General features: G+C 56.6%; 14 protein-coding genes and 1 tRNA gene. 5 read left to right on the top strand and 10 right to left on the bottom strand.

From position 1 onward, the window contains the following. The first annotated feature begins 184 nt into the window (after positions 1–184). From NA78x_RS09260 to NA78x_RS09250, 3 genes are read left to right on the top strand one after another with little or no spacing between them, the layout of a single operon-like run. Positions 185–2,884, top strand: a complete 2,700-nt coding sequence (locus NA78x_RS09260) for a PAS domain S-box protein (protein WP_425618153.1) — start codon at positions 185–187, stop codon at positions 2,882–2,884. A 52-nt stretch (positions 2,885–2,936) separates the two neighbouring features. After that, positions 2,937–3,332, top strand: coding sequence for a response regulator (locus tag NA78x_RS09255; protein WP_425618152.1), 396 nt, complete (start codon positions 2,937–2,939; stop codon positions 3,330–3,332). A 19-nt stretch (positions 3,333–3,351) separates the two neighbouring features. Further along, positions 3,352–4,350, top strand: a complete 999-nt coding sequence (locus tag NA78x_RS09250; RefSeq protein ID WP_425618151.1) for an SDR family NAD(P)-dependent oxidoreductase — start codon at positions 3,352–3,354, stop codon at positions 4,348–4,350. A 626-nt stretch (positions 4,351–4,976) separates the two neighbouring features. Here NA78x_RS09250 and NA78x_RS09245 read toward each other — a convergent pair. The 6 genes from NA78x_RS09245 to NA78x_RS09220 form a co-directional block, all read right to left on the bottom strand. Then, the gene (locus NA78x_RS09245; protein WP_425618150.1) at positions 4,977–5,804 is read right to left on the bottom strand and encodes an SHOCT domain-containing protein; all 828 of its coding nucleotides are present in this window, start codon (positions 5,802–5,804) and stop codon (positions 4,977–4,979) included. 134 nt (positions 5,805–5,938) lie between these two features. Then, positions 5,939–7,222 carry a polysaccharide pyruvyl transferase family protein gene (locus tag NA78x_RS09240; RefSeq protein WP_425618149.1) on the bottom strand — a complete coding sequence of 428 codons (1,284 nt, stop codon included), beginning with the start codon at positions 7,220–7,222 and terminating at the stop codon, positions 5,939–5,941. Between the two features lie 126 nt (positions 7,223–7,348). Beyond that, the gene (locus NA78x_RS09235) at positions 7,349–8,047 is read right to left on the bottom strand and encodes a hypothetical protein (protein WP_425618148.1); all 699 of its coding nucleotides are present in this window, start codon (positions 8,045–8,047) and stop codon (positions 7,349–7,351) included. A gap of 486 nt (positions 8,048–8,533) precedes the next feature. Beyond that, the gene (locus NA78x_RS09230) at positions 8,534–9,415 is read right to left on the bottom strand and encodes an SDR family oxidoreductase (RefSeq protein WP_425618147.1); all 882 of its coding nucleotides are present in this window, start codon (positions 9,413–9,415) and stop codon (positions 8,534–8,536) included. A gap of 110 nt (positions 9,416–9,525) precedes the next feature. Further along, positions 9,526–10,890, bottom strand: coding sequence for a DUF2254 domain-containing protein (locus tag NA78x_RS09225; RefSeq protein WP_425618146.1), 1,365 nt, complete (start codon positions 10,888–10,890; stop codon positions 9,526–9,528). Next, positions 10,887–12,680, bottom strand: coding sequence for a mechanosensitive ion channel domain-containing protein (locus tag NA78x_RS09220; RefSeq protein ID WP_425619441.1), 1,794 nt, complete (start codon positions 12,678–12,680; stop codon positions 10,887–10,889). Before NA78x_RS09220 ends, NA78x_RS09225 begins: the two co-directional genes overlap by 4 nt. Here NA78x_RS09220 and NA78x_RS09215 point away from each other — a divergent pair. Further along, complete coding sequence (locus NA78x_RS09215) at positions 12,600–13,844, top strand: IS256 family transposase (RefSeq protein ID WP_425613880.1); 1,245 nt, start codon at positions 12,600–12,602, stop codon at positions 13,842–13,844. The two genes, NA78x_RS09220 and NA78x_RS09215, sit on opposite strands and share 81 nt — an antisense overlap. Positions 13,845–14,281: 437 nt before the next feature. On the opposite strand, the gene NA78x_RS09210 is transcribed toward NA78x_RS09215, so the two are convergent. The 3 genes from NA78x_RS09210 to NA78x_RS09200 are packed head-to-tail and all read right to left on the bottom strand — an operon-like array spanning position 14,282 to position 18,543. Beyond that, positions 14,282–15,487, bottom strand: coding sequence for a response regulator (locus tag NA78x_RS09210; RefSeq protein ID WP_425618145.1), 1,206 nt, complete (start codon positions 15,485–15,487; stop codon positions 14,282–14,284). A gap of 13 nt (positions 15,488–15,500) precedes the next feature. Continuing rightward, on the bottom strand, positions 15,501–16,646 hold the full coding sequence (locus NA78x_RS09205; protein ID WP_425618144.1) for a sensor histidine kinase: 1,146 nt from the start codon (positions 16,644–16,646) through the stop codon (positions 15,501–15,503). After that, on the bottom strand, positions 16,636–18,543 hold the full coding sequence (locus tag NA78x_RS09200) for an AAA family ATPase (RefSeq protein WP_425618143.1): 1,908 nt from the start codon (positions 18,541–18,543) through the stop codon (positions 16,636–16,638). Before NA78x_RS09200 ends, NA78x_RS09205 begins: the two co-directional genes overlap by 11 nt. Positions 18,544–18,882: 339 nt before the next feature. Between NA78x_RS09200 and NA78x_RS09195 the strand changes: the two genes are divergently transcribed. Further along, a tRNA-OTHER gene (locus NA78x_RS09195) sits at positions 18,883–18,945 on the top strand. A gap of 186 nt (positions 18,946–19,131) precedes the next feature. Here the strand turns inward: NA78x_RS09195 and NA78x_RS09190 are convergent. Further along, entirely contained in the window at positions 19,132–19,749 is a 618-nt protein-coding gene (locus tag NA78x_RS09190; RefSeq protein ID WP_425618142.1) for a hypothetical protein, read from the bottom strand. Positions 19,750–19,964: the final 215 nt, after the last annotated feature.

Genomic DNA, 19,964 nt, shown 5'->3' with positions numbered 1-19,964 from the left:
TCCGTGACAAGAACGAAACCAATCATTAAAATTGGCTGATCGTGGTGCTCAACCGCTACGTTGCCAGCTGAACCACAGGAACTTCGGCTGGCCAGCTGCAAAAGTCGAATTGCATCCTCCCCACCTGCTCGGGCGTTGGTCGCAAAAGTTGCCGATTAGGCCTGTATTTGGGGAAAAGAGCTTCATGCCAGAGTCCGAGCCGAACCTTTCTGTTAGCGCGGTTGATATTGTCGACTCCCTCCGAGATTCATTGCTCCTACTGGATTCCGACCTGCGCGTCCGGCAAGCGAATCGAGCGTTTTACGCGACGTTTCAAACGACCGCTGAACAAACCATCGGACGCTGCTTCTATGAGCTGAGCGATGGGGAGTGGAGCAATCCCAAACTGCGAGAATCACTCCTAGCGGTCCTGCAGCAAGGCTCCAGTTTCGATGACTTCGGAGTGACGTTCGAATCGCCGAGTGTCGGCAAGAGAGACCTGCTTCTCGATGCCCGGCGTGTGATTCACGAAGGCAAGCATACAAGTTCGATTCTGCTGACCATTGAGGATATCACCAACCGGCGGAAGTCTGAGCATGCGCTGGCCGCGCAGCAGGAATGGCTGAAAGTCACCCTCGCGAGCATTGGCGATGCAGTAATCGCCACCGATGTTCGCGGCGTGATTGTCTTTTTGAACCCCGTGGCCGAAGCCATCACGGGCTGGTCGTCGACGGAAGCTGTGGGGCAAAACCTCGAAACGGTCTTTCAAATTGTCAATGAAACGACGCGGGCGAAAGTCGAGAATCCGGTTACAAAGGCCCTGCGAAGTGGAACGGTCGTTGGCCTTGCGAACCATACCGTGCTCATCGCCAAGGACGGCACGGAAAGTCCCATCGATGATAGCGCCGCGCCGATTCGCGCGACGTCGGGCGAACTCGTCGGCTGCGTACTGGTGTTTCGTGATGTGCGAGAACGCCGAGCCGACGAAAAGGCGATCGAAGACAGTGAGCTTCGCTACCGACTCATCGGTAAAGCCGCCAATGATGCAATCTGGGACTGGGACCTCGAAACCAACGAGGTCATCTGGACAGAGGGAGTTCGTCGGGTCTTCGGCTACGCAGCGCAAGACATCGGCGAAACCGCCTCCTGGTGGATCGAGAACATTCACCCCGACGACCGACAGAGAATCTCGGACGACATCCATGCCGCTATCGATGGCGGTGCCGAACACTGGCAGGACGAATACCGCTATCGTCGCGCCGATGGCACCTATGTGGCTGTCTTCGATCGCGGGCAGATTGTGCGGCAAAACGGCAAGCCCGTCCGCATGGTGGGCTCGATGCTTGATCTCACCGAGCAGAAGCGTGCCCGGGCAGCCCTAAAGTCCGCAGAAGAACGGTTCGCGTTCGTGCGCAAATCGAGCGGCGTCGGCTTCTGGTACTGCGATCTGCCTTTCGATGTCTTGCAGTGGGACGAACATGTCAAATCGCACTTTCACTTGCCCGCCGATGCGCACGTCACAATCGACACCTTTTACGAGCGCATGCATCCTGCCGATCGAGAACCGACACGGACTGCCATTGAGCTGAGCATTCGGGAACAAAAACCTTACGACGTTTATTACCGCACCGTGCATCCTGTCACCGGCGCCGAGAAATGGATCCGCGCCATCGGTCGGACCTTCTACTCGGCCGAGAACACGCCGATTCGCTTTGACGGCGTCACGGTCGATGTCTCGGAACAGAAACGAGCCGAAGGTGAACTGCGCGAGGTGGCAGCCGCACTGTCCGACGCCGGACACCGCAAAGATGAGTTCTTGGCCACGCTGGCCCACGAACTTCGCAATCCGCTCGCTCCCTTACGCAACGCGCTGCAATTGATGCGTCTCTCGTATGAACCAGAACTGCAAGAGCATGCCCGCAGCATGATGGAGCGCCAGTTGTCGCAGATGGTTCGACTGGTGGACGATCTCATGGACGTCAGCCGCATCACGCGCGGCAAGGTCGATCTGCGCCAAGAGATCATGCCGATCTCGGTGGTGCTGAATAATGCCATCGAGACGAGCCGTCCTCTGATCGAGCAAATGGGCCATCAGCTGAAGGTTTCGTTGCCCGCGCAACCGATTCTGGTTGACGCCGATATGACCCGCCTGGCCCAGGTATTTTCGAACTTGCTGAATAATGCCGCCAAGTACAGCGAGCAGGGTTCGCAGATCGAGGTGAGTGTCGAGCGGCAAGGTGACGACGTGGTCATTCGCGTGAAAGACAACGGCATCGGCATCGCCGCCGATCAACTGCCACGGATCTTCGAAATGTTCGCCCAGGTAGATCGATCGCTGGAGCGGTCGCAAGGAGGACTGGGCATCGGACTGACGCTCGTCAAACGGCTGGTCGAAATGCACGGAGGAACCGTTCAAGCTGCCAGCGAAGGTGCGGGGCAAGGATCTGAGTTTATTGTTCGCCTGCCATGGTTGGCTGAGGGAGCAAAGCCGCGAGCAACCGGCGGCGCGGAGCTTCCTTCCGCGAAATCATCACTGCGCGTATTGATCGTGGATGACAACCAAGATGGTGCCAATAGCCTGGCCCTGATGCTGAAGATCATCGGGAACGACACTTGCACTGCCTACGACGGCGAAGAAGGCGTGAATGCGGCCGCTACCTATCGACCCGATGTAATACTGTTTGATATCGGCCTGCCCAAGCTGAATGGCTACGAAGCCTGTCGACGCATTCGGGAGCAACCGTGGGGCCAGCAGCCCGTCATCATTGCCGTGACAGGCTGGGGGCAAGATGAGGATCGGCGCCGCTCGCAAGCGGCCGGGTTTGATCATCATTTAGTCAAGCCGGTCGACCCTCGAGCACTGATGCAATTGCTCGCAGCGCTCCAGCCGGCCGACCGAGGATAGCAAACCAGAAACGCCTGCCGAGCGAACGCAAAAAGTACAGAAAGGTTTTTCGGTGGTTAACATATCCGAATCGCATACCCCGCTGCGAATCCTCATTGTTGAAGACAACAAAGACGGCGCTGACAGTTTGGCGATGTTGCTCCGAATTCAGTGCGCTCACACGGTTGATGTCGCCTACACCGGTCTGCAGGCTTTGCAGGTTGTCAATGTTCATCGGCCGGATGTTGTGCTGCTCGATTTGGGCTTGCCTATCATGAACGGATACCAGGTTGCCGAGGCGTTACGCGGGCTACCTAATTCGCATGAGATCGTGATCATTGCCATCACTGGCCACAGCAATCCAGAAGATTTGGAAGTGTCAAAGGCCGTTGGCATCGATCTGCATCTAGCCAAGCCCGTGGACATTCGGCACTTGCTCACTTACCTGAGTGGCCGCGGACTCAATTGAACCTCGGCAATACTTCACCATGCCACAATCGGCTCGTCGCACTCACCCTTTGCCCGCCTGGCTCAGCCGCGCGTTGGCGACGTTGCTCGATCCGACCATCGTGTTCTCGTTTGACCGCACCGGGTACTGGTTACATAGCGGCAGCTTCCGCCCGGATGACTTGGAAGTCGATCTGGCGGGGCGAATCTGTTTGGTGACAGGAGCCAACTCGGGACTCGGCTTCGAAACGGCCCGGGAATTGGCTCGGCGCGGGGGCGAAGTTTGGCTGCTATGCCGCGATGCGAAGCGAGGACAGGCCGCTCTCGAGCAGATCCAGCAGGAACAGCCGAACGCACGGCTGCAGCTGGAACTGCTCGATGTCTCTGACCTGGCGATGGTCCGCTCGTTTGCTGAGCGCTTTCCGCGCGATCGCATCGACGTTTTGGTGAATAACGCGGGCATCCTGCCCGAGACGCGGCGCGAGACGGCACAGGGAATTGAGATGACCTGGGCAACGAACGTGCTCGGTCCCTTCTTGCTGACGCAGCTGTTGTTGCCGCGTCTGCGGGCGGCTGGCCATGCTACGGGCGATGCGCGGGTAATCACCGTTTCGTCCGGCGGCATGTATCCCACACGGCTGTCGCTCGACGATGTGGAATCGAGCAAGGGAAAGTTTAGTGGCGTGCGCGCCTATTCCCTCACCAAGCGCGCTCAAGTCGTGCTGAATGAGCTCTGGGCCGAGCGCTGCGCTGGCAGCGGCATCACATTCTCTGCGATGCATCCTGGCTGGGTCGACACCGCCGGCATTCGGTCGTCGCTCCCCGGCTTTCATCAACTGCTAGGTCGTAGGCTACGCACACCGGCTCAAGGGGCCGATACCATCGTCTGGCTCGCCGTCTGTGAGCGGAGCGCCGGCCTCAGTGGCAAGTTCTGGTTCGATCGCCACGAGCGCTGTACCCATTACCTGCCCTGGACGCGCGAGAGCCCCGCCCAGCGAGACCAGCTGTGGGAATTGTGCGTGGAGCAGACCGAAAGGTGAGCGATCACGTCGGGTTGATTTTCTAAAAAATCTATTGACAATGATTCACCACTTTGCGCCAATAGCAGATTGATCTTCGACAAATTGGTGGATCGATCGAGGGCCTTATTACCGTAGCCATCTTGCTCCGCAAGATGGTCCCGCTCGAGTTGTATTCAAAACGAACCGGCCGGCTGTTATCTCTGCGGAGCGAGATGAGTACGCAAAAGCGGTCCCTTACCGTCGTCATCTTGCTCCGCAAGATGGTCCGCTTGCGTTGCGTTCAGTGCGAGTCGTACGGGCTGTCATCTCGACGGAGCGAGATGACTACGATGGGCAAACAGCGAGATGCTTAGGGAGCGGTAAATGCCTTAGTGAGCAGTGCGAGGCGAGTACTCACGAAGTTATCGTCTGCCAATATGGCAGGATTAAATGGTTATCAAACGGTTATCACCAAAGGGGCCAATAACTGGTTATCAGTCGACCGAAGTGACAGCCGCGACTGAGTTTAGAGGGGCTGCTCCAATGCGAAAAAACGCGCGAAAAAGTTATCAAACTTTCGATCAGCTGCGACTGTTCAACGGGGTGGCTCAACTTGCGAGCAAGGGAAAAACGACAGCCATAGCAATCAATCAGCTTACAGGCAGTTACAGCCTGGACAGCAGTTCCGCCTTTTTGGTGGCGAACTCCTGGTCGCTGATGAATCCTTTGGCTTTCAGGTCGCCGAGGCGTTCGATAGCTGTGAAGACGTCCCCCTCCAGCGGTGATGAGGAAGTGGAGGACGGACTGGGTGTCGAAGGGCTGAAGGTCGCGCGATCGGGGGATGGCGTGTGGGGCACTGATTGACCGTTGCGCGAGACGACGGGCAGGCTGGAGAGATTCACGGTGCCGAACTGACTGCTGAAAGCGATCGAGCCGCCGGAACCCTGCTGCTGAGAGAAGCCGCCGATCTGGTGGTCCTGCGTGTCGTAGACCCAAACATCGCCGCCTGAATCGACAGCCAGGCGTCGTGAGCCGGCAAAGTAAGCGTACTTGAGATTGTTCTGCGAACCAGTCGCGTTGGGGCTGCCCAGTTCGGCCGGCCACCAGTTGGACCGCGGATCGGGCACAAACAGGCTCGATGGGCCCTGCATGCCACCGGCAGCCTGGTACTGCTCGTTACTGCCGCTTTGCCGTTGCGACTGAAAGCTACCCGTCTGAAACAAGCCCGGCTCGCGACTGAGAATGTTCGAGATCTCGTAACACAGCGAATCGACGCGGCCTTTGAGATAACCGTTGAACATGTCACCGATCATTAACATGCCGCCGCGCATCCATTGCCCGCCGCCGCCGAATTCCGGGTGACTGAACTGCGCCATCGAGCCGTTGCCGTTGAGCACGGCTCCGAGCATGTGCGTGACGGCGTCGGGACTGAAGCCGGACGACTGCGACAACTGATTGACGACCCGCTGACCTTCGGACGTAAGCTGCATCATCGAACTCTCTATGCGAAAAACGCGTCGGCCCGCCTGCCTACGACTGGACTATCAACCGTGATCATTGTCTCAACTTCCGTCGTTGTGCTACAGGCCCCAGGACGATTGAGATCTGGCGTGAACCTTAGCGGCAATCACGCATCGAGTACGCTCTGCAGCACCTTCATTTCAGCAGCGGCGCGCTGCTCGACGTAGGCCATGGCTTTTTTCACCCGACCTTCCGCAGCAGGATAGTTTCGATGGATTCCCAACAGGATTTCCGACATCTTCGCGGCAGAAGTGCTGTCGAACTCGGGAGCCCAGTCTTCGAGGCCAATATCCTTGAACATCCAGCACTTGGGCGAGTGGAACTCGGAGAACGTGTGCATCATTGGCGTGCCGACGGCAAGGGCCATGATCGGGGTGTGCGGCTCGTGGCAGATGACCGTATGAGCGCGTGCGTAGAACGAGCAAGCCTCGTCCACGTTCCAGAACTCGTCGAAGTTGACTACGTGCTTTTTGAGGTCATCAGGAAGCGGATCGTAGACGAACTGCTTGTTGTACTCCATCTCTTTGTAGACCTCGGGCGCGATCACTACCTTCCAGCCTGTTTCCTTGACCCATCGCGCGATGAGGTCCTGATAGACCTTCGCCCGACGCTTGTCGTCGGCGATGTTTTCCGGCGTGGGATGGAGCGGATTGAGTTTCTGTGGACGTTTGTCATCGACACCAGGAGACGAAGGCGAGTGAGTGCGAAGTTGCAGCGTAATGAACTTCTTCTCTTCCAGTCCGTGCTTCTTCATCCGAGCCAGGGCCTTCTCCTCATCGCGGACGTCGATGCCGAAACAGCCATCGGGAGCGAACTCGAGGACGGGTGGCTTTACGCCGACATCTTGCAGTGTCTTGAGCGTTTTGGAATCGCGACAATAAATGAAGGCGGCGCTATTGAGCAGGGCGATGCGTTCGTCCGCACCAGGGCCAGTGACCATATCGGGAAAATAGGACTGCCCCTGCAAACCCCAAGGCTTGCCGATCTTGTTGCAGTACTTCATGAAGTCGGTAGATTGCCCCATGCCGGGACCACGCAGGAAAAAGTCCGACCGCTGGATCGCCTCTTGAACGGGACCATCCTTCTGCGCGAGCGAACCCTTCACGATCTCCACCTGCGGGAACCGCTTCTTCAGCATGGCGTCTACCTGCTGGTTCGTGTTGGCGGCCCACAGAATGACCTTGGCGTCGGGCAGGTACTGTTCGAGAAATCGCAAGGTGCCCGGAGTGTGCCCAATATCGCCGATGTTCTTCACCGCCCAAGCGCATTGCAGCAGGACGGTCTTTTGCGGCTTCGGTGCGCTCGCCGCAACGGACAACGCACTCGTACCAATAACACTTGTACCGAGAGCCAAGCCCGTGGTGCGGAGAAAGGTGCGGCGTGAGAACATGCTATGTCATCCAAGCGATGTGGCGAACAAGATGTGCGAACAATTAGTGAGGCCAAACTCGCAGCGCGAGTTGGACCAGTTGTTTCTATGCGGATCACTTGAAGGCTGTCAACTATCACGGAAAGCTTAGGGCATCGGCGCAGCAACTTCTCCCACAAAGACGGAGCCCGAGAAAGCTGCTTCCATGATTCCCGAGGCCCCTACTGACGCTACGCCGCCAATCGTGTCGCCCGTCGCATAGCCGACGTACATAACGCTGCCCTCGGCAGAATCAGTGGTCGCGTACCAAAGCGAAAGACTGCCGAGATCCACTGCGTACCAAGTGCCCTCGCCGGTGGCGTCACGAAAGTTGGTGATGAGTGTTCCGGAGGTAACGGATTGATCTTCATCGGTTCCGCCACCTCCGATGCCATTCGAACCACTCCCGCCGCCCTTGCCGTTGGCGCGCTCACGAGTCCAGTAGTTGGCCGAAGCTGGGTCGTTGGTTTGAGCGGTGACCTTCCCATTCGCACGCGCGGTCGTCCAGTAACTGGCCGGCTCCGTCGTTCCACCAGTGGTCGCGGTGCCTATGGTGGTTGTCCCCGAAGTGTTGGGCGCGATCGAGCCGGAGGTGTTGCCAGTTACATTTCCCGGTTGACCATTGGGATTACCCACGGTGCCATTGTCGCCCGTGGCTGTGGGGTTGGCAGTGACGCCGGTTGTATCGTTGCCGGCACCCGTTTCTTCCGGAGCAATGACCTCGCCGTCTGGAGTCGTCGCTGGCGGAGTGTTGCTCGACCGCGTGAACGTCATTGTCCCTTGATCGGACTCACCGTCACGGTACATGACCACATCGTATCTCTGGCTGGATAAACCTGAGCTTGGTCCCGGCCTGGAGTACTGCCCGGAGTCTTGCGCGGCAGCGACTCCGATCAGTGAGAACAAACAACCCAACGCGACGACATTGACTCCGACACTACAACCTGTGGCCCGCATAGCTCTGCTTCCTTGAACGAGATCTTCGGTGAGGCGGCAGGTGACTTAGTGCATGTTGCAAATGAAGCGGTTGCAAATGACACGCCATCCTGGATCGCGGCGAGCAGCACACGACTGAGTCGTTCGAATTTGCGACCAACCGCGGGGAGTTACGAAAGGCAGCACGATTCGAGTTCGCCCCAAACGCAAGCTCTCAGCAGAGGTTAGAGCGATTCGCAGAAAGTGGCCGTTCGTTCGTGCAGCTGTTTGGCGCGTAGCTCGAACCAACGGCCACTTGCCAGAAATCGGACCTCTGGTACTCATGCCGAACCGGCTGCTCGGTGGCAAGAGTTACGCTTAGCTCGCGCGAGTTTCCCAACCCAGGACCGTGAGGACTTCGCCGCTGATGTAGCTCGAATCGGCTTCCGAGGCGAAGAAGACAAAGGCTGGAGCTACTTCCTCCGGCTGACCTGGCCGCTTGAGCGGAGTGTCGGCGCCGTGCTCTGCGACGCTCTCTGGGGGCTTAGACACCGGCTGTAGCGGCGTCCAGATGGGACCGGGAGCAACACAGTTCACGCGGATTTTCTTCTCGGCTAGATTCTGTGCCAGCGACTTGGTGAAGGCATGAATGGCACCCTTGGTCGAGGCATAGTCGACCAGCGTCTTGCTCCCCTCGAGCCCGGTGATCGAACCGCAGTTGATGATTGCACTGCCGGGCTTCAGATGCGGTAGCGCGGCTTGCGCCATGAAGAAGTAGCCGGTAATGTTGGTGCGGAACGTCTTGTCCCATTGCTCGTCGGTGATGTCGGCAAAGCTCTCCTGCGTCTGCTGATAGGCCGCATTATTGACGAGGATATCGAGGCCGCCCAGTTGCTGAACTGTCCGTTCAACTGCCAACTTGCAGAATTCCCGCTCAGTTACATCGCCTGGCAACAGCAGGGCCTTTCTCCCTTCCTTCTCGACAGCGCGTTGGGCTTCCTCTGCATCGGACTGCTCGGGTGGAAGGTAAACGATGGCAACGTCAGCCCCTTCGCGGGCAAACAGCACCGCCACGGATCGGCCGATCCCGGAGTCGCCACCCGTGATGAGCGCCACCTTTCCGTGCAGCTTATCGGCACCCTTGTAGAGTGGAGCTTCGAACTTGGGCTGCGGCGACATCGCTGAGTCCAGCCCTGGCTTGACCTGCGATTGGGCCGGCAATGGTGACTCGGGCTGCTTCTGCGTCTGCTGACTGGTCATCTTTGTTTTAACTCCCCTGGGGATGATTCGTCACTTTCCGCTGGGGATGGTCGCAAGCCCTGTACCAAACAGTTCGAGTCCTGCACGAAAAGTGCAAAGACTGGGAGCATTTAGGGTTGCCGGGAGCGTCGCTCCCACAACATTTGGAGCAAGCGGTCTTTTGCCGCCTGAATGCCACCGCAATCGTGTGACGCAATGGTGCGCTCGGCTACCTCGAAGACCAAGTCTGCCTGTATGCGGAGAGATTTCCTTCGCAGCTCGGAGTCAGTGACGCCGCCGATCGTTTCGAGTGCCTCGACCTGTCGAAGGAGAATAGCGACATTGCCTTCCGCATTTTGCCGGATCTGATCAAAGGCTTCGGCCAACAAGCTCTCAAAGGACGGACCGCGGGCGATGAGGCGAGTTCTCCCGCCCTCTTTACGCCGGAGCGAGGGAATATCGCGTGAAGCAAGTCTAACGAGGATCGCCGCCAGATAGTCCACGCACATCACGGCCGTTGTTGTATCGTTGATTCCCGGAGAGAGGGCTTTCAAGGCGATATCGACAATCTGCCGAATTCCAAATCCTGCATCTTGCTGCAAGGTACGCTGTCGACCAACCACGTACACGGCGTTTAATGCGCTGATCTCATCTTCCGCAAGCCCAGTCGCGAGGTCGACTGAGATTAGCGGAACTCCCTCGATGACGAACTCACCAATGCCACGCTCCATGCGAATGACGGTTTCCCACTTCTGCGCCAGCGTTAGCAGGGCATCCCCATCAATGCTCTCGATATACCCCGTTACTCGCGCTGGAACGGCGGTCCAGGCGCGCTCTTCGTCGGAGGGTTCTTCGTTGTCGCCGGATTCTTTGTCGCCGGAACTTTTGTGGGCAGCTTCACCAAGGCCCTTGGGAAAAAGGTGGTCAACCGCTGCGATGGTTTCCGATGCAACGGCAGCGATGATGCTCGATGCTTGAATGGACAATGCGATGTGATGGATGAAGTAAATTAAGAAAGCAATCCCGACGAATGCGAGTATCAATCCGCCAAGCACTGCGAGCGAAGGTACGAATGCTTTTTCATCACCGCCGCGTATCGTTCGTAGCACCACCAGGCAGTAGGCAAAGATGCCGACGAATACACCGAGCACCATTTGGTTGATGCGGTCCCGCATAAAGTTTCTGAGAACGCGGGACGTGTACTGACTCGAAGTGAGGGACAGGGCGACGATCGTAATGGAGAATACCACGCCAGCGACGGTGATCATGGAACTCGCAACTGCAGTGAGCAGGCCGCGAGAACCTGCAGCGCCCGCACCGAATAGCAGCGGCCACTTTTCGACAAAGCTCAACTTGATGTTCGCGTCCACGCCGATGATCGCCGTGGCGAGCACCACCGCCGCAACCACAATGGCTGCGGGTACAAACCAGAAGCTGGCGCGAAGGTCCTGCATCCAATGGCGCAGCAACAATATCCAACGAGTTTTTTCCATCATGACTTTTGAACGTGTTGCTGAAGCTTGGGGGCGGAGGGATTCGGATTACCTTGTAGAAGGTTCTCGCCATCATTCAAGGGCTGTACCTGACGGGCCTGTTCTTCGATTGCCCCCGCATCGCTCGATAAATCGCATTCAGCCTTGGTCGAAACCTCATCGACCTCATTCTCCACCGATTCCAGCGGCAAAGGTTCACTGAATAGTGGAGCTTCGCTCGATCTGCGGCCAGTCATGGTAACCGGCACACCATTCGGAAAGACGATTTCTCGGGCTTCATCCGGCATCGAGACGCCCTTCTTCTGAAAGGCCATTTTCACCAATCGAATCAAGGAGGAACGCACTTTCAGCAAGCTGTGTTCGCGGCCATTGAGCCAGAAGTAAATTCGCAAATTGATCGTGGCTGTTCCCATGCTGTCGGCAAGTACCATTGGCTCGGGATCACGTAGCACCGCCGGATGGTCTGACAACACCTGCCGGGCAATCTCCTGTGCCTCGCTGATGGAACTGTCGTAGCCGATGCCAACAACAAAGTCCTCGCGTCGATTCGCGTTTGTCGTGAAGTTGCGGATGTTGTTCTTGTAGACCGTGGCGTTGGGGATCTGCACCAGGTTGCCATCGAGGGTCATCAATATCGTCGTGCGGATATTGAGCTGCTGCACGTAGCCTGTGATTGCGGAGATCTCGACGAGATCGCCGGTTTCGAAGGGGCGGTGCATGCTGAGAAAAATACTTGCCAGGAAGTTCTCGGTGATATCCCGGAAGGCAATACCCACTGCGAGACCAACCAAACCAGTTCCACCCACCACCGTTAGTGCCAGTTGGGTCAGGCCGGAGACTCGTAGAATGATGTAGACGCCGAGAAGAAACACCAGCGATCCGATTCCGCGCGCCATCACGTTCAACAGCAGCCGAGCCTGGATGCGTTGCCGAAAGAACGCCTGCGCTGTTCGGGTTGCAAGCACTCCAGCACCGGCTGAGAGCGCCAGGACGAGGAGCCCGAACAGGAGAAAGGGGAGTGAGCGGATGAAGTCGCGCCAGAGGATGCGCAGTCCGCTCCACGCCGGACTGAAATCCCAGACCGACGGTTCGAGCACGTCCATTCGGTTCGCCACGGCAACAACATCCTGGGTGTTCCGTGCCAGGTCGCCAGCCCATTTCTTCAGTTCATCGGTCTCCGCCTGGCCGTTGAGGAAGACAACTCCTTCTCGAACCTCGACACGCGGGTCAATGAACCAACCAGTGGCATCAAGCACGCTTTGGAGCCGCTGGCGGATCTCCTCATCACGGGCGACCGGTTTGATGTCCACCTTCGCAGTTGCAGGCGTGAGATCCTCCTTTTCTGGAGACGCGACTTTTGAGGTACTGTCTTTCTTTGGACTGTCGGCGCGATCTTCTGGCGACTGGGCCATGAGCGTCATCGTCATAACGCCGTAAATACAGCCGACCATCGCCGTGGTTAGCAAGCGATATCGAGGGCCGACCGCGCGCAACGCATTCGTACGCGAGTCGACGCGCCATTCCTTCGCTTGCCGCATCATGCTTACTCCCGTTGACGCTTTGTGCAAATTACCCATCAAGGAGATTGACGGGGCAACATTCACTAGAGAGATATAACCGAAAGTCGTGGACGTTGAGTGATTGAAAGAGGCGGTGTGCTTGGCGAGAAAGTGTTTTGCAAAAGAACCTTTTTCACCAAGGAGCACACCACCATGCAGGAAGTTAACGGATCGACGATTGCGTTGCCAGGGTCTCGGGAATCGCTGCACGAGATTCTTCGGCAAGGAGCACAGCAGATGCTCGCGCAGGCCATTGAAGCCGAGGTTGCGGAATGGATCGACCAGCACGCACACGTGACTGATGAGCGGGGCCGTCGTCAGGTCGTTCGGAATGGGCACTTGCCGGAGCGGAAGATCGTCACGGGGGTGGGCGAAGTGGCCATCGAGCAGCCACGCGTGCATGATCGGCGCGAGGCTGGCGACGGCGAACGATTTCACTCGAAGCTGCTGCCGCCGTATCTGCGGAAGACCAAGAGCATTGAGGAGTTGATTCCGTATCTGTACCTCAAGGGGATCAGCACGGGCGACTTCCACGACGCGCTCGCGGCGATCGTCGGGCCGGAGTGTCCGGGGCTCTCGGCAACGACCGTCACGCGGCTGAAGAGCGTTTGGGAACAGGAGTATCGCGAGTGGTCCGCGCGTTCCCTCACGGGGAAGGAATACGTCTACGTCTGGGCCGATGGCATTCACACGAACATTCGTCTGGAAGAGGATCGGCAGTGCATTCTGGTGCTGATGGGAGCCACCAAAGACGGCAAAAAAGAGCTGATCGCCATGACGGACGGCCATCGCGAGAGCGCTCAATCGTGGCGAGAACTGCTGCTCGATGTGCAGCGCCGCGGCCTGGCCGTGGCGCCCAAGTTAGCGATTGGCGATGGTGCCCTCGGCTTCTGGAAAGCGCTCGCCGAGATCTTTCCCGCCACGAAAGTGCAACGCTGCTGGGTACACAAGACTGCCAATGTTCTCGATAAGCTACCGAAGAACAAGCAACCGAAAGCGAAAGACATGCTGCATCAAATCTGGATGGCCGACACGCGCGAAGCGGCCGGCAAAGCGTTCGACGCCTTCGTGGCCGACTATCAAGCCAAATATCCACAGGCCACGGAATGCCTGGCCAAGGACCGCGACGTGCTGCTCACGTTCTACGACTTTCCTGCGGAGCATTGGCGGCACCTGCGAACTACGAACCCAATCGAGTCGACGTTCGCCACCATTCGCCTGCGGCATCGTCGCACCAAAGGCAACGGCAGTCGCATCGCCTCGCTGACCATGATGTTCAAGCTCGCTGAAAGCGCCGCGCGCGGCTGGCGACTACTCAACGGCGCTCAACTCCTCCCCGATGTCATCCGCGGAGTCGTCTTCCAAGACGGCCTACCCCTCGACCAAGCCGCCGCCTAATTCAATTCCACCATCCACAACTATTGACAATATCTCTTCACTAGAGCCGGTAAGGTGCTGCTGCACCAGTTGTCGAAGCCATGTGGCTTTCTGCGGTGACTTCGCCTCACCTCAAAGCCAACTCAGCGACATTGGTCTAGCAGTGACGGCTTTTGCACTTTTGCAAACGCTTAGGCAGCAATGGCCAACGACAGACGATGCGGCGAATCCTCGAAATCATCCTATTGAACTGCCGACTTGAAGACGTAAGTCTTGTCTGTCAAATAAGAAAGCCCTTCGACCAATTGGCCGAAGGGCTTATTTCTGAAAAAAGTCGGGGTGACTGCCCTTCGTTTGAACCGCTGATCGCTGCAATTGTCGATGCGGCTCTTTCCCCAAGTGCCGAAACCGTTGTGACGCAACGAGTTATTCAACTTTCAGCATGAGCGTCTGTCACCCTATCTCTCCTCGCTGTGCTCGTAAAAACCGACTCGAGGTGAGCCGACGAACTGAATTTCCCCTCGCTCTCGAAGAGATTTCAGAAGCCGATATGCAGTTTTGCTGGAGCAGCCAAACCGTTCGACAATGTCGGGGCCTTTGAGGCGACGCCCCACCTGGATTTGTTGCAAAATCCACTCGATGCGAACGTCGTCATCGGCGTCGCGCAGCACATCCGTTGTCGAATCATGGACAGCCCGATTGTGGACACCGGGAATAGGCACATCATGGACATCATGGACAAGTCGATTGTGGACATCATGGACAGGTAGATTGTGGACATCATGGACAGGTAGATTGTGGACATCATGGACAGGTCGATTGTGGACATTATGGACATCTGGCCCGGGAACATTGTCCATGATCGCGCCCAGGGCAGATGATTCGCCGTCAATGACACGGACCCTGGGTCCCAACTGGTAACCGGCCCCGCGATTGTGAACGACGTCGGATCCATCGGACGTGATATTCTGACTTGAAAGAACCTGGCTGATGTTCGTGCGAAGTCCTCGGATCGCTCCCGCAACACTGGACTCTTTGATCTGAGCTGTTTTCGCGAGTTCTTGGCCCGTCAATGACATGTACGTTCCGTTCAGATGGCGTTCCCTAAGAGCATTGAGAATTAGCCACCGTGTCGCCGATGGTTTTCTAGTGCAAATTGGTGCCCCACAGATCTCGACGCGATCAGTGAAGAAGACCAACTCAGCGCCAGGAAATTGCCCCGTCGACGTCGATTCCGTGCGCGGTGCAGTAGGATTTCCCAAAACCTTCCGAATGACGCAAGCAAGCGTTCGCCCTTTGTTCGGGAACGGCTTGGCGATAAATTCCCTGGCGCCATTGGCCAACAACTCGGTACTCAGGTCGAGGCAATCCGCGCTGTATCCGGTCATCACGATCACCGGAAGTTGGCCATTTCCTTTTAGGTGCTGAATGTAGCGCAGCAAATTGCTTCCAAACTCCGTGTGGGCACCACCGCGGTTGGGTTTCGCCGGGATTTGCAGATCGAGCAGGACGTAGTCGTAAAGATTCCGCTCGAGCAGCCCCTGGGCATCATGCTGGTTCGTCGCGATGTCAAAAGCGTGGCCGAGCGAAGCGAGAGTATCTGCGACTGAATCGCTAATTCGTTCGTCGTCGTCGACGATCAGTGCATTTACCTTGATGTTCATGCTGCGACCGCAGTTAACGGCTGACGAGTGGCAATGTCAATGTGACGGTAGTTCCCACGTTTTCCTGGCTCTCGAACTCCACCGTACCACCATGGGCCGCCAGATTCCGAGCCACGATCGGGAGTCCGTAACCGGTGCTTTGTCGCTTCGATTTGTTACGGCGGCCCGGCGTAAGTAGTAACGGCGCGTGGATTTCTTCCTCCGACATTCCTTGACCATTATCGCGGGTGACAATTCGTACCCTGTCACCTACCAGAGCTGCAGCGATTTCAATTCGTCCTGCTCGAAGTTCATTGCCAACTGCAAATGACTCGAAGGCATTCGTCAGGACATTTGCGACCGCGATTACGATTTGATGGCGCGCCATTTCAACCACAATCGATTCGGGGACTTGGAAATCCACTTCGACTGAATCGGGATCAAACTTCGACTTTCGCAAGTTTTCACATGCCATGCCGAATGCATCAGCGACGACTGCAGCTAGCCGTTCCTGCCGCCGCTCAAGAGGAATTGGTTGGGCGAATATGCCCATGTCTTTGATCGTCGATTCAAGAAAATTCAGATCGTTACGGACTTGGTTTATTGTTCGCTTTGCTTTGGCAGTGGAGTTTGCCTCCCGCATTAAAGTGCGGCAGTTGCACGTAAGATGCGTGAGAATGCTACGGATGTCGTGGATCATTGAACCGACCAACAGTTCGCAGTATCGCTCCGCCAGGCGAAGAGCTTTCGTAGCCGCCGGCTTTCCGTGAGAGGATTCAATCGCCCGCAGATGTTGGCTGACTTGGTCGGCTGATCTACGGGTCTTCCCTATAGCACGGTCATCCTTCGTGCGACGGCCGCTTGCTCGCTCGAAAGACCCTCGCACGTAGTTATTGGTGTCCGCGGCAAATTGCGCCGCGATCCGGTCGAACACTCCGGTAGGCACGAACGGAAGAATATCGGCAAGAGCGGCACGAACCTCCCACTTGGGGTCCGCGACCAGAAAATGAACGAGTGCAACGGCGTCCTGATTCGCAGTACCGGCTGCAAACGCGTCGCGCAAGAGGTGAACGAGGTCACGACGTTGCGGCCAAGGAAGCAAATCTCCCTTTTGTTTCAGCAGCGACAAAGCCTCGCGAAAGGTAAGTTCACTAATATTCACAGTCGAATTAGTAGGCATATCGGCGCTTCCGAGCTTTGAATGCATCTTCACCACCCTCCAGTAGCGTGACGATATCAGTCTTGCACTGATCGACTGTTCCCTCATTTGCCATGCGCACACTCGTCCCATCTGACTCGAGCACAAATACTCGTTCCGCATTACCCAGAACCGGAATGTTGGGGTTATGGGTGTTCAGGATTAATTGGCGGCGACACTTGACCTTACGAATGCTCTCTACCACGGCTTCGTAGATGAATCGGTTATCCAGGTTGTCTTCAGGCTGATCGATCAGCAAAGGATTGTCGCTGTCGAGCAATAGGATTGGCAAAATCGTCGTACACTTCTGGCCGGTTGATAGAGACAGCGAATCCTTGTACGTTGCGCCATCCTTTAGTTCAATGCGAGGCAAGTCGGAGAGTTCGACGGCCTCCAGTTCGAATAGGAGAGGCAAGTGGCCAAGCGCGGTGACGACCTTGTCCGCCTGCTCAGGGTTCACAGTAGCTTTGTCGATCAAGGTGCCCGCATCGCATCGGCGTAGTGCAGATACCAGCTCCGCAGGACAAAACGCGTCGACTAGCTTTTGCGCAACGATTCCGGATTTGAGCCGAGCTCCTTTTAACGCCTCCTCGACCTTCTTCTGGTACAGCTCGGTATTGCCAAACTGCGAGATACTGACGCGAATCGATGGTAAAAGATGCATGTTGATACGCTGCACGACTTGAACGCGTATCGCAAAGCGCTCGTCTCGGAGTTCCGACAATCGTACGAGCAATGCATCGCGTTCACGTTCCAAGGCGATCAATTGTTCGGTGAGCTGTTGCCGCTGGCGGCTTTTCACCAAGAGATCATTGCGACGTCGTTCAAGTTGTGATCGCTCAGCGACCTGGCCTTGTGCTTCTTTGTGTTTCTCAATCAGCACCCGGAATTCCATCTCTTGCTGTCCATGTGCTGTTACCAACTGCCGCCCAAACTCCGCGATTGAAAGTTGCACTGCCTCAATCTTGTGTTTGATATGAGAAGCCTGTAGTGAAATCTGCTCTACACATTGACACGCCTCGTCAACCATCTCATCGATGATCGCCGTATTCGGTGCAAGGTCGTCGGTCTCCTTAAATACAGCCAGCAGTTCTTTCAAAAGTAGACGATAACTGTCATTTGCCTTGTCACTCGCATTGCTGACCCTTTCGGAGAGAACTTGCAGCATGCTTGTTGTATCAGTAACGATTCGCTGCTCTCGGTCGCGGCACGACTTTAGCCGATGCGCGCGGTTGATCTCCTCTGCATCGTCGCCACCTATTTCCGCGAACTGTTTGAGGCGTTCCTCGACTCCCGTGAGTGTGCCAAGCTCTTCCGACATCGCAGCAATTTGTGCCTGCAGTGGGATGATCTGACTTGCGTTCGACGTAAGCGCAGAGACCACTTGCTGAAGGCGGATCTCTATTTCGGCAATCTCATCGGCCTCAAAGTTGTCCAGGAGTGCGAGCTGCGACATTGTGCAGTCGGCAATGCCTTCGATCTGGTTCTGGCTGTAGATATCCGCGCGGAAAACACTACCCCACTTGATTGAAATGTCAGTGGGCACTCGCTCGGCCGTCAGAACTAGCGGTCTTTCCCCAGCGGATCGACTGATGATGTACGACAGACCGTCTTTGGTCTCAACCGTTACCTCGATCCGGCCGCCGGCTAGATTTCGTTCGACGAGAGACTCAAGCCGACGCCGTTCGGCGGGTTGGTCGTTACGACCAGACACTTGGTCCAATGCGTAGCGGACAAACTCTAGAACAGTGGTTTTGCCAGTTCCACGGGCGCCGATGAAGCAATTCAATTGGTCGCTCAGTTCAAACCGAGCGCCATCCAGGAAACCATTTACGACCGCGATGGTGCGGATCCGATGTGCCGGAGTGTTTGCGTTCACGGAAAACTCCCCAAGAGTTGGAAATGCGGCTTCGGAAGCGCAAACCGATATCCCGTCAGGAACTAGCCAAGGAACGGCGTGGCTCGCGAGCGTGGAGGACTGCGCTATGGTGTGGCGAGAAGCGCCACTGAGGTCTTAGAAACCAAGCATTACGGAGCTAGGAGGCCGGTCGCCACCGCACTATGCGGCTTCGGTGAAACGTGTACAAGTGTATCGATTGCTAGCATTTTGTCAATTCTGACGGTACGTATTTTTAATCTGGTGAGCTGTCAGGCGTTGCGTCAAGACTTTTCAGATGGCGATAGCAATGATTCAGCAGAAATCCATTAATTAGCGACTGTGTCGCAATCGGTTAATGGACTGAAAATCCATGTGTCGCCGGTTCAACTCCGGCCCTGACCACTCAGAAACCTCTTGTTTTCGAGGGATTCTGTCGTTTCTTGGGCAGGCAGTTTTCCATGATTTACTGCCATTTATCGCCTGAAAGGTCCCGGAAAGGGCCCGGGCGTGGACACTCTGGAGATGGAATTCGCGGTCTTCCGCTGAACTCCTACGATTTTGCTCGGTCACCATGAAAGGGGAGGCGGGTCAATCCAGGTCCTCAACTTCAACTTCAACTTCGGCTTCGACTTCGACTTCTACGACCTCGTTCTCGATTTCAACCGCAAGTGAATCAATCGCGACTCGAAGCCCTTCGTAGATGGCAACTTCCCGCCCGACAACTTCAAACGAGACTGCAAGCGAATACCGAGCGCTTGAATCGGGGTCGTTACTCCAACCCGGATGGCCGACTACGGCGATGCAAAAGCTCGCAGGCAAATCGTACGATTTAACGACCGCCCAATCCTTTTGAACCGTCCCCGCATTCCGTTTCGCTCCGCGGATTCCGCCGAAGTTCGTATTTTCGTGCAACGCCCAAGGTAGCGGACTGCCGGCCGCAGCATCCTCGTCAGCCTGCTCGTCCTTCATCGCTCGCGCGCGGAACGAGCTTAGCGACTCTCCAAGCTTGCTGCTTTTCCAGTCCACCCAAGTGGATAAATACCTTCGCAGATTCCGCCGCGTCCGTCGCGGCTGTGCAGAATAAGAAAGCGTCACATCGATGCGAATGTCAAAATCGCTTCCAGCACTTCGCATGACTTCGGGGATTGGCACTTGGTAAACATGGCATTCTCTTGCCCGGATGGATCGGTCGCCTCCAGCAATCATCGTGGCGCGGTACTCGTCATTTGTAGTCGCCCGTTCCTCACTTGGAACTCCGTATCCAATCCAGCGCAAGACCTGCACTAGCTCAGAGGGCGGCATCCTAGTTGCCCATTCGGGCCAGCGCGCAGACTGCACAATCAAGGCCCGATATCCAGCACTTCCCTTGCTGTTGCTCGGTCACCAGCCGCCTTCAGCAACTCACCGGCAGCTTTGAACAC

The sequence above is a fragment of the Anatilimnocola aquadivae genome, assembly GCF_049819085.1.
Taxonomy (GTDB): Bacteria; Planctomycetota; Planctomycetia; order Pirellulales; family Pirellulaceae; genus Anatilimnocola.
Note: the sequence above shows the minus strand (reverse complement) of the source record. Positions and strands in the feature narration are given on the sequence as shown.

What these genes read in the sequence shown, in the direction of transcription:
- NA78x_RS09225 (WP_425618146.1), bottom strand. Translation starts at nt 10,890, where the DNA reads ATGATGGAAAAAACTCGTTGGATATTGTTGCTGCGCCATTGGATGCAG.
- NA78x_RS09260 (WP_425618153.1), top strand. Translation starts at nt 185, where the DNA reads ATGCCAGAGTCCGAGCCGAACCTTTCTGTTAGCGCGGTTGATATTGTC.
- NA78x_RS09235 (WP_425618148.1), bottom strand. Translation starts at nt 8,047, where the DNA reads ATGTACCGTGACGGTGAGTCCGATCAAGGGACAATGACGTTCACGCGG.
- NA78x_RS09215 (WP_425613880.1), top strand. Translation starts at nt 12,600, where the DNA reads ATGCAGGAAGTTAACGGATCGACGATTGCGTTGCCAGGGTCTCGGGAA.
- NA78x_RS09190 (WP_425618142.1), bottom strand. Translation starts at nt 19,749, where the DNA reads ATGATTGCTGGAGGCGACCGATCCATCCGGGCAAGAGAATGCCATGTT.
- NA78x_RS09230 (WP_425618147.1), bottom strand. Translation starts at nt 9,415, where the DNA reads ATGACCAGTCAGCAGACGCAGAAGCAGCCCGAGTCACCATTGCCGGCC.
- NA78x_RS09210 (WP_425618145.1), bottom strand. Translation starts at nt 15,487, where the DNA reads ATGAACATCAAGGTAAATGCACTGATCGTCGACGACGACGAACGAATT.
- NA78x_RS09205 (WP_425618144.1), bottom strand. Translation starts at nt 16,646, where the DNA reads ATGCCTACTAATTCGACTGTGAATATTAGTGAACTTACCTTTCGCGAG.
- NA78x_RS09245 (WP_425618150.1), bottom strand. Translation starts at nt 5,804, where the DNA reads ATGATGCAGCTTACGTCCGAAGGTCAGCGGGTCGTCAATCAGTTGTCG.
- NA78x_RS09240 (WP_425618149.1), bottom strand. Translation starts at nt 7,222, where the DNA reads ATGTTCTCACGCCGCACCTTTCTCCGCACCACGGGCTTGGCTCTCGGT.
- NA78x_RS09250 (WP_425618151.1), top strand. Translation starts at nt 3,352, where the DNA reads ATGCCACAATCGGCTCGTCGCACTCACCCTTTGCCCGCCTGGCTCAGC.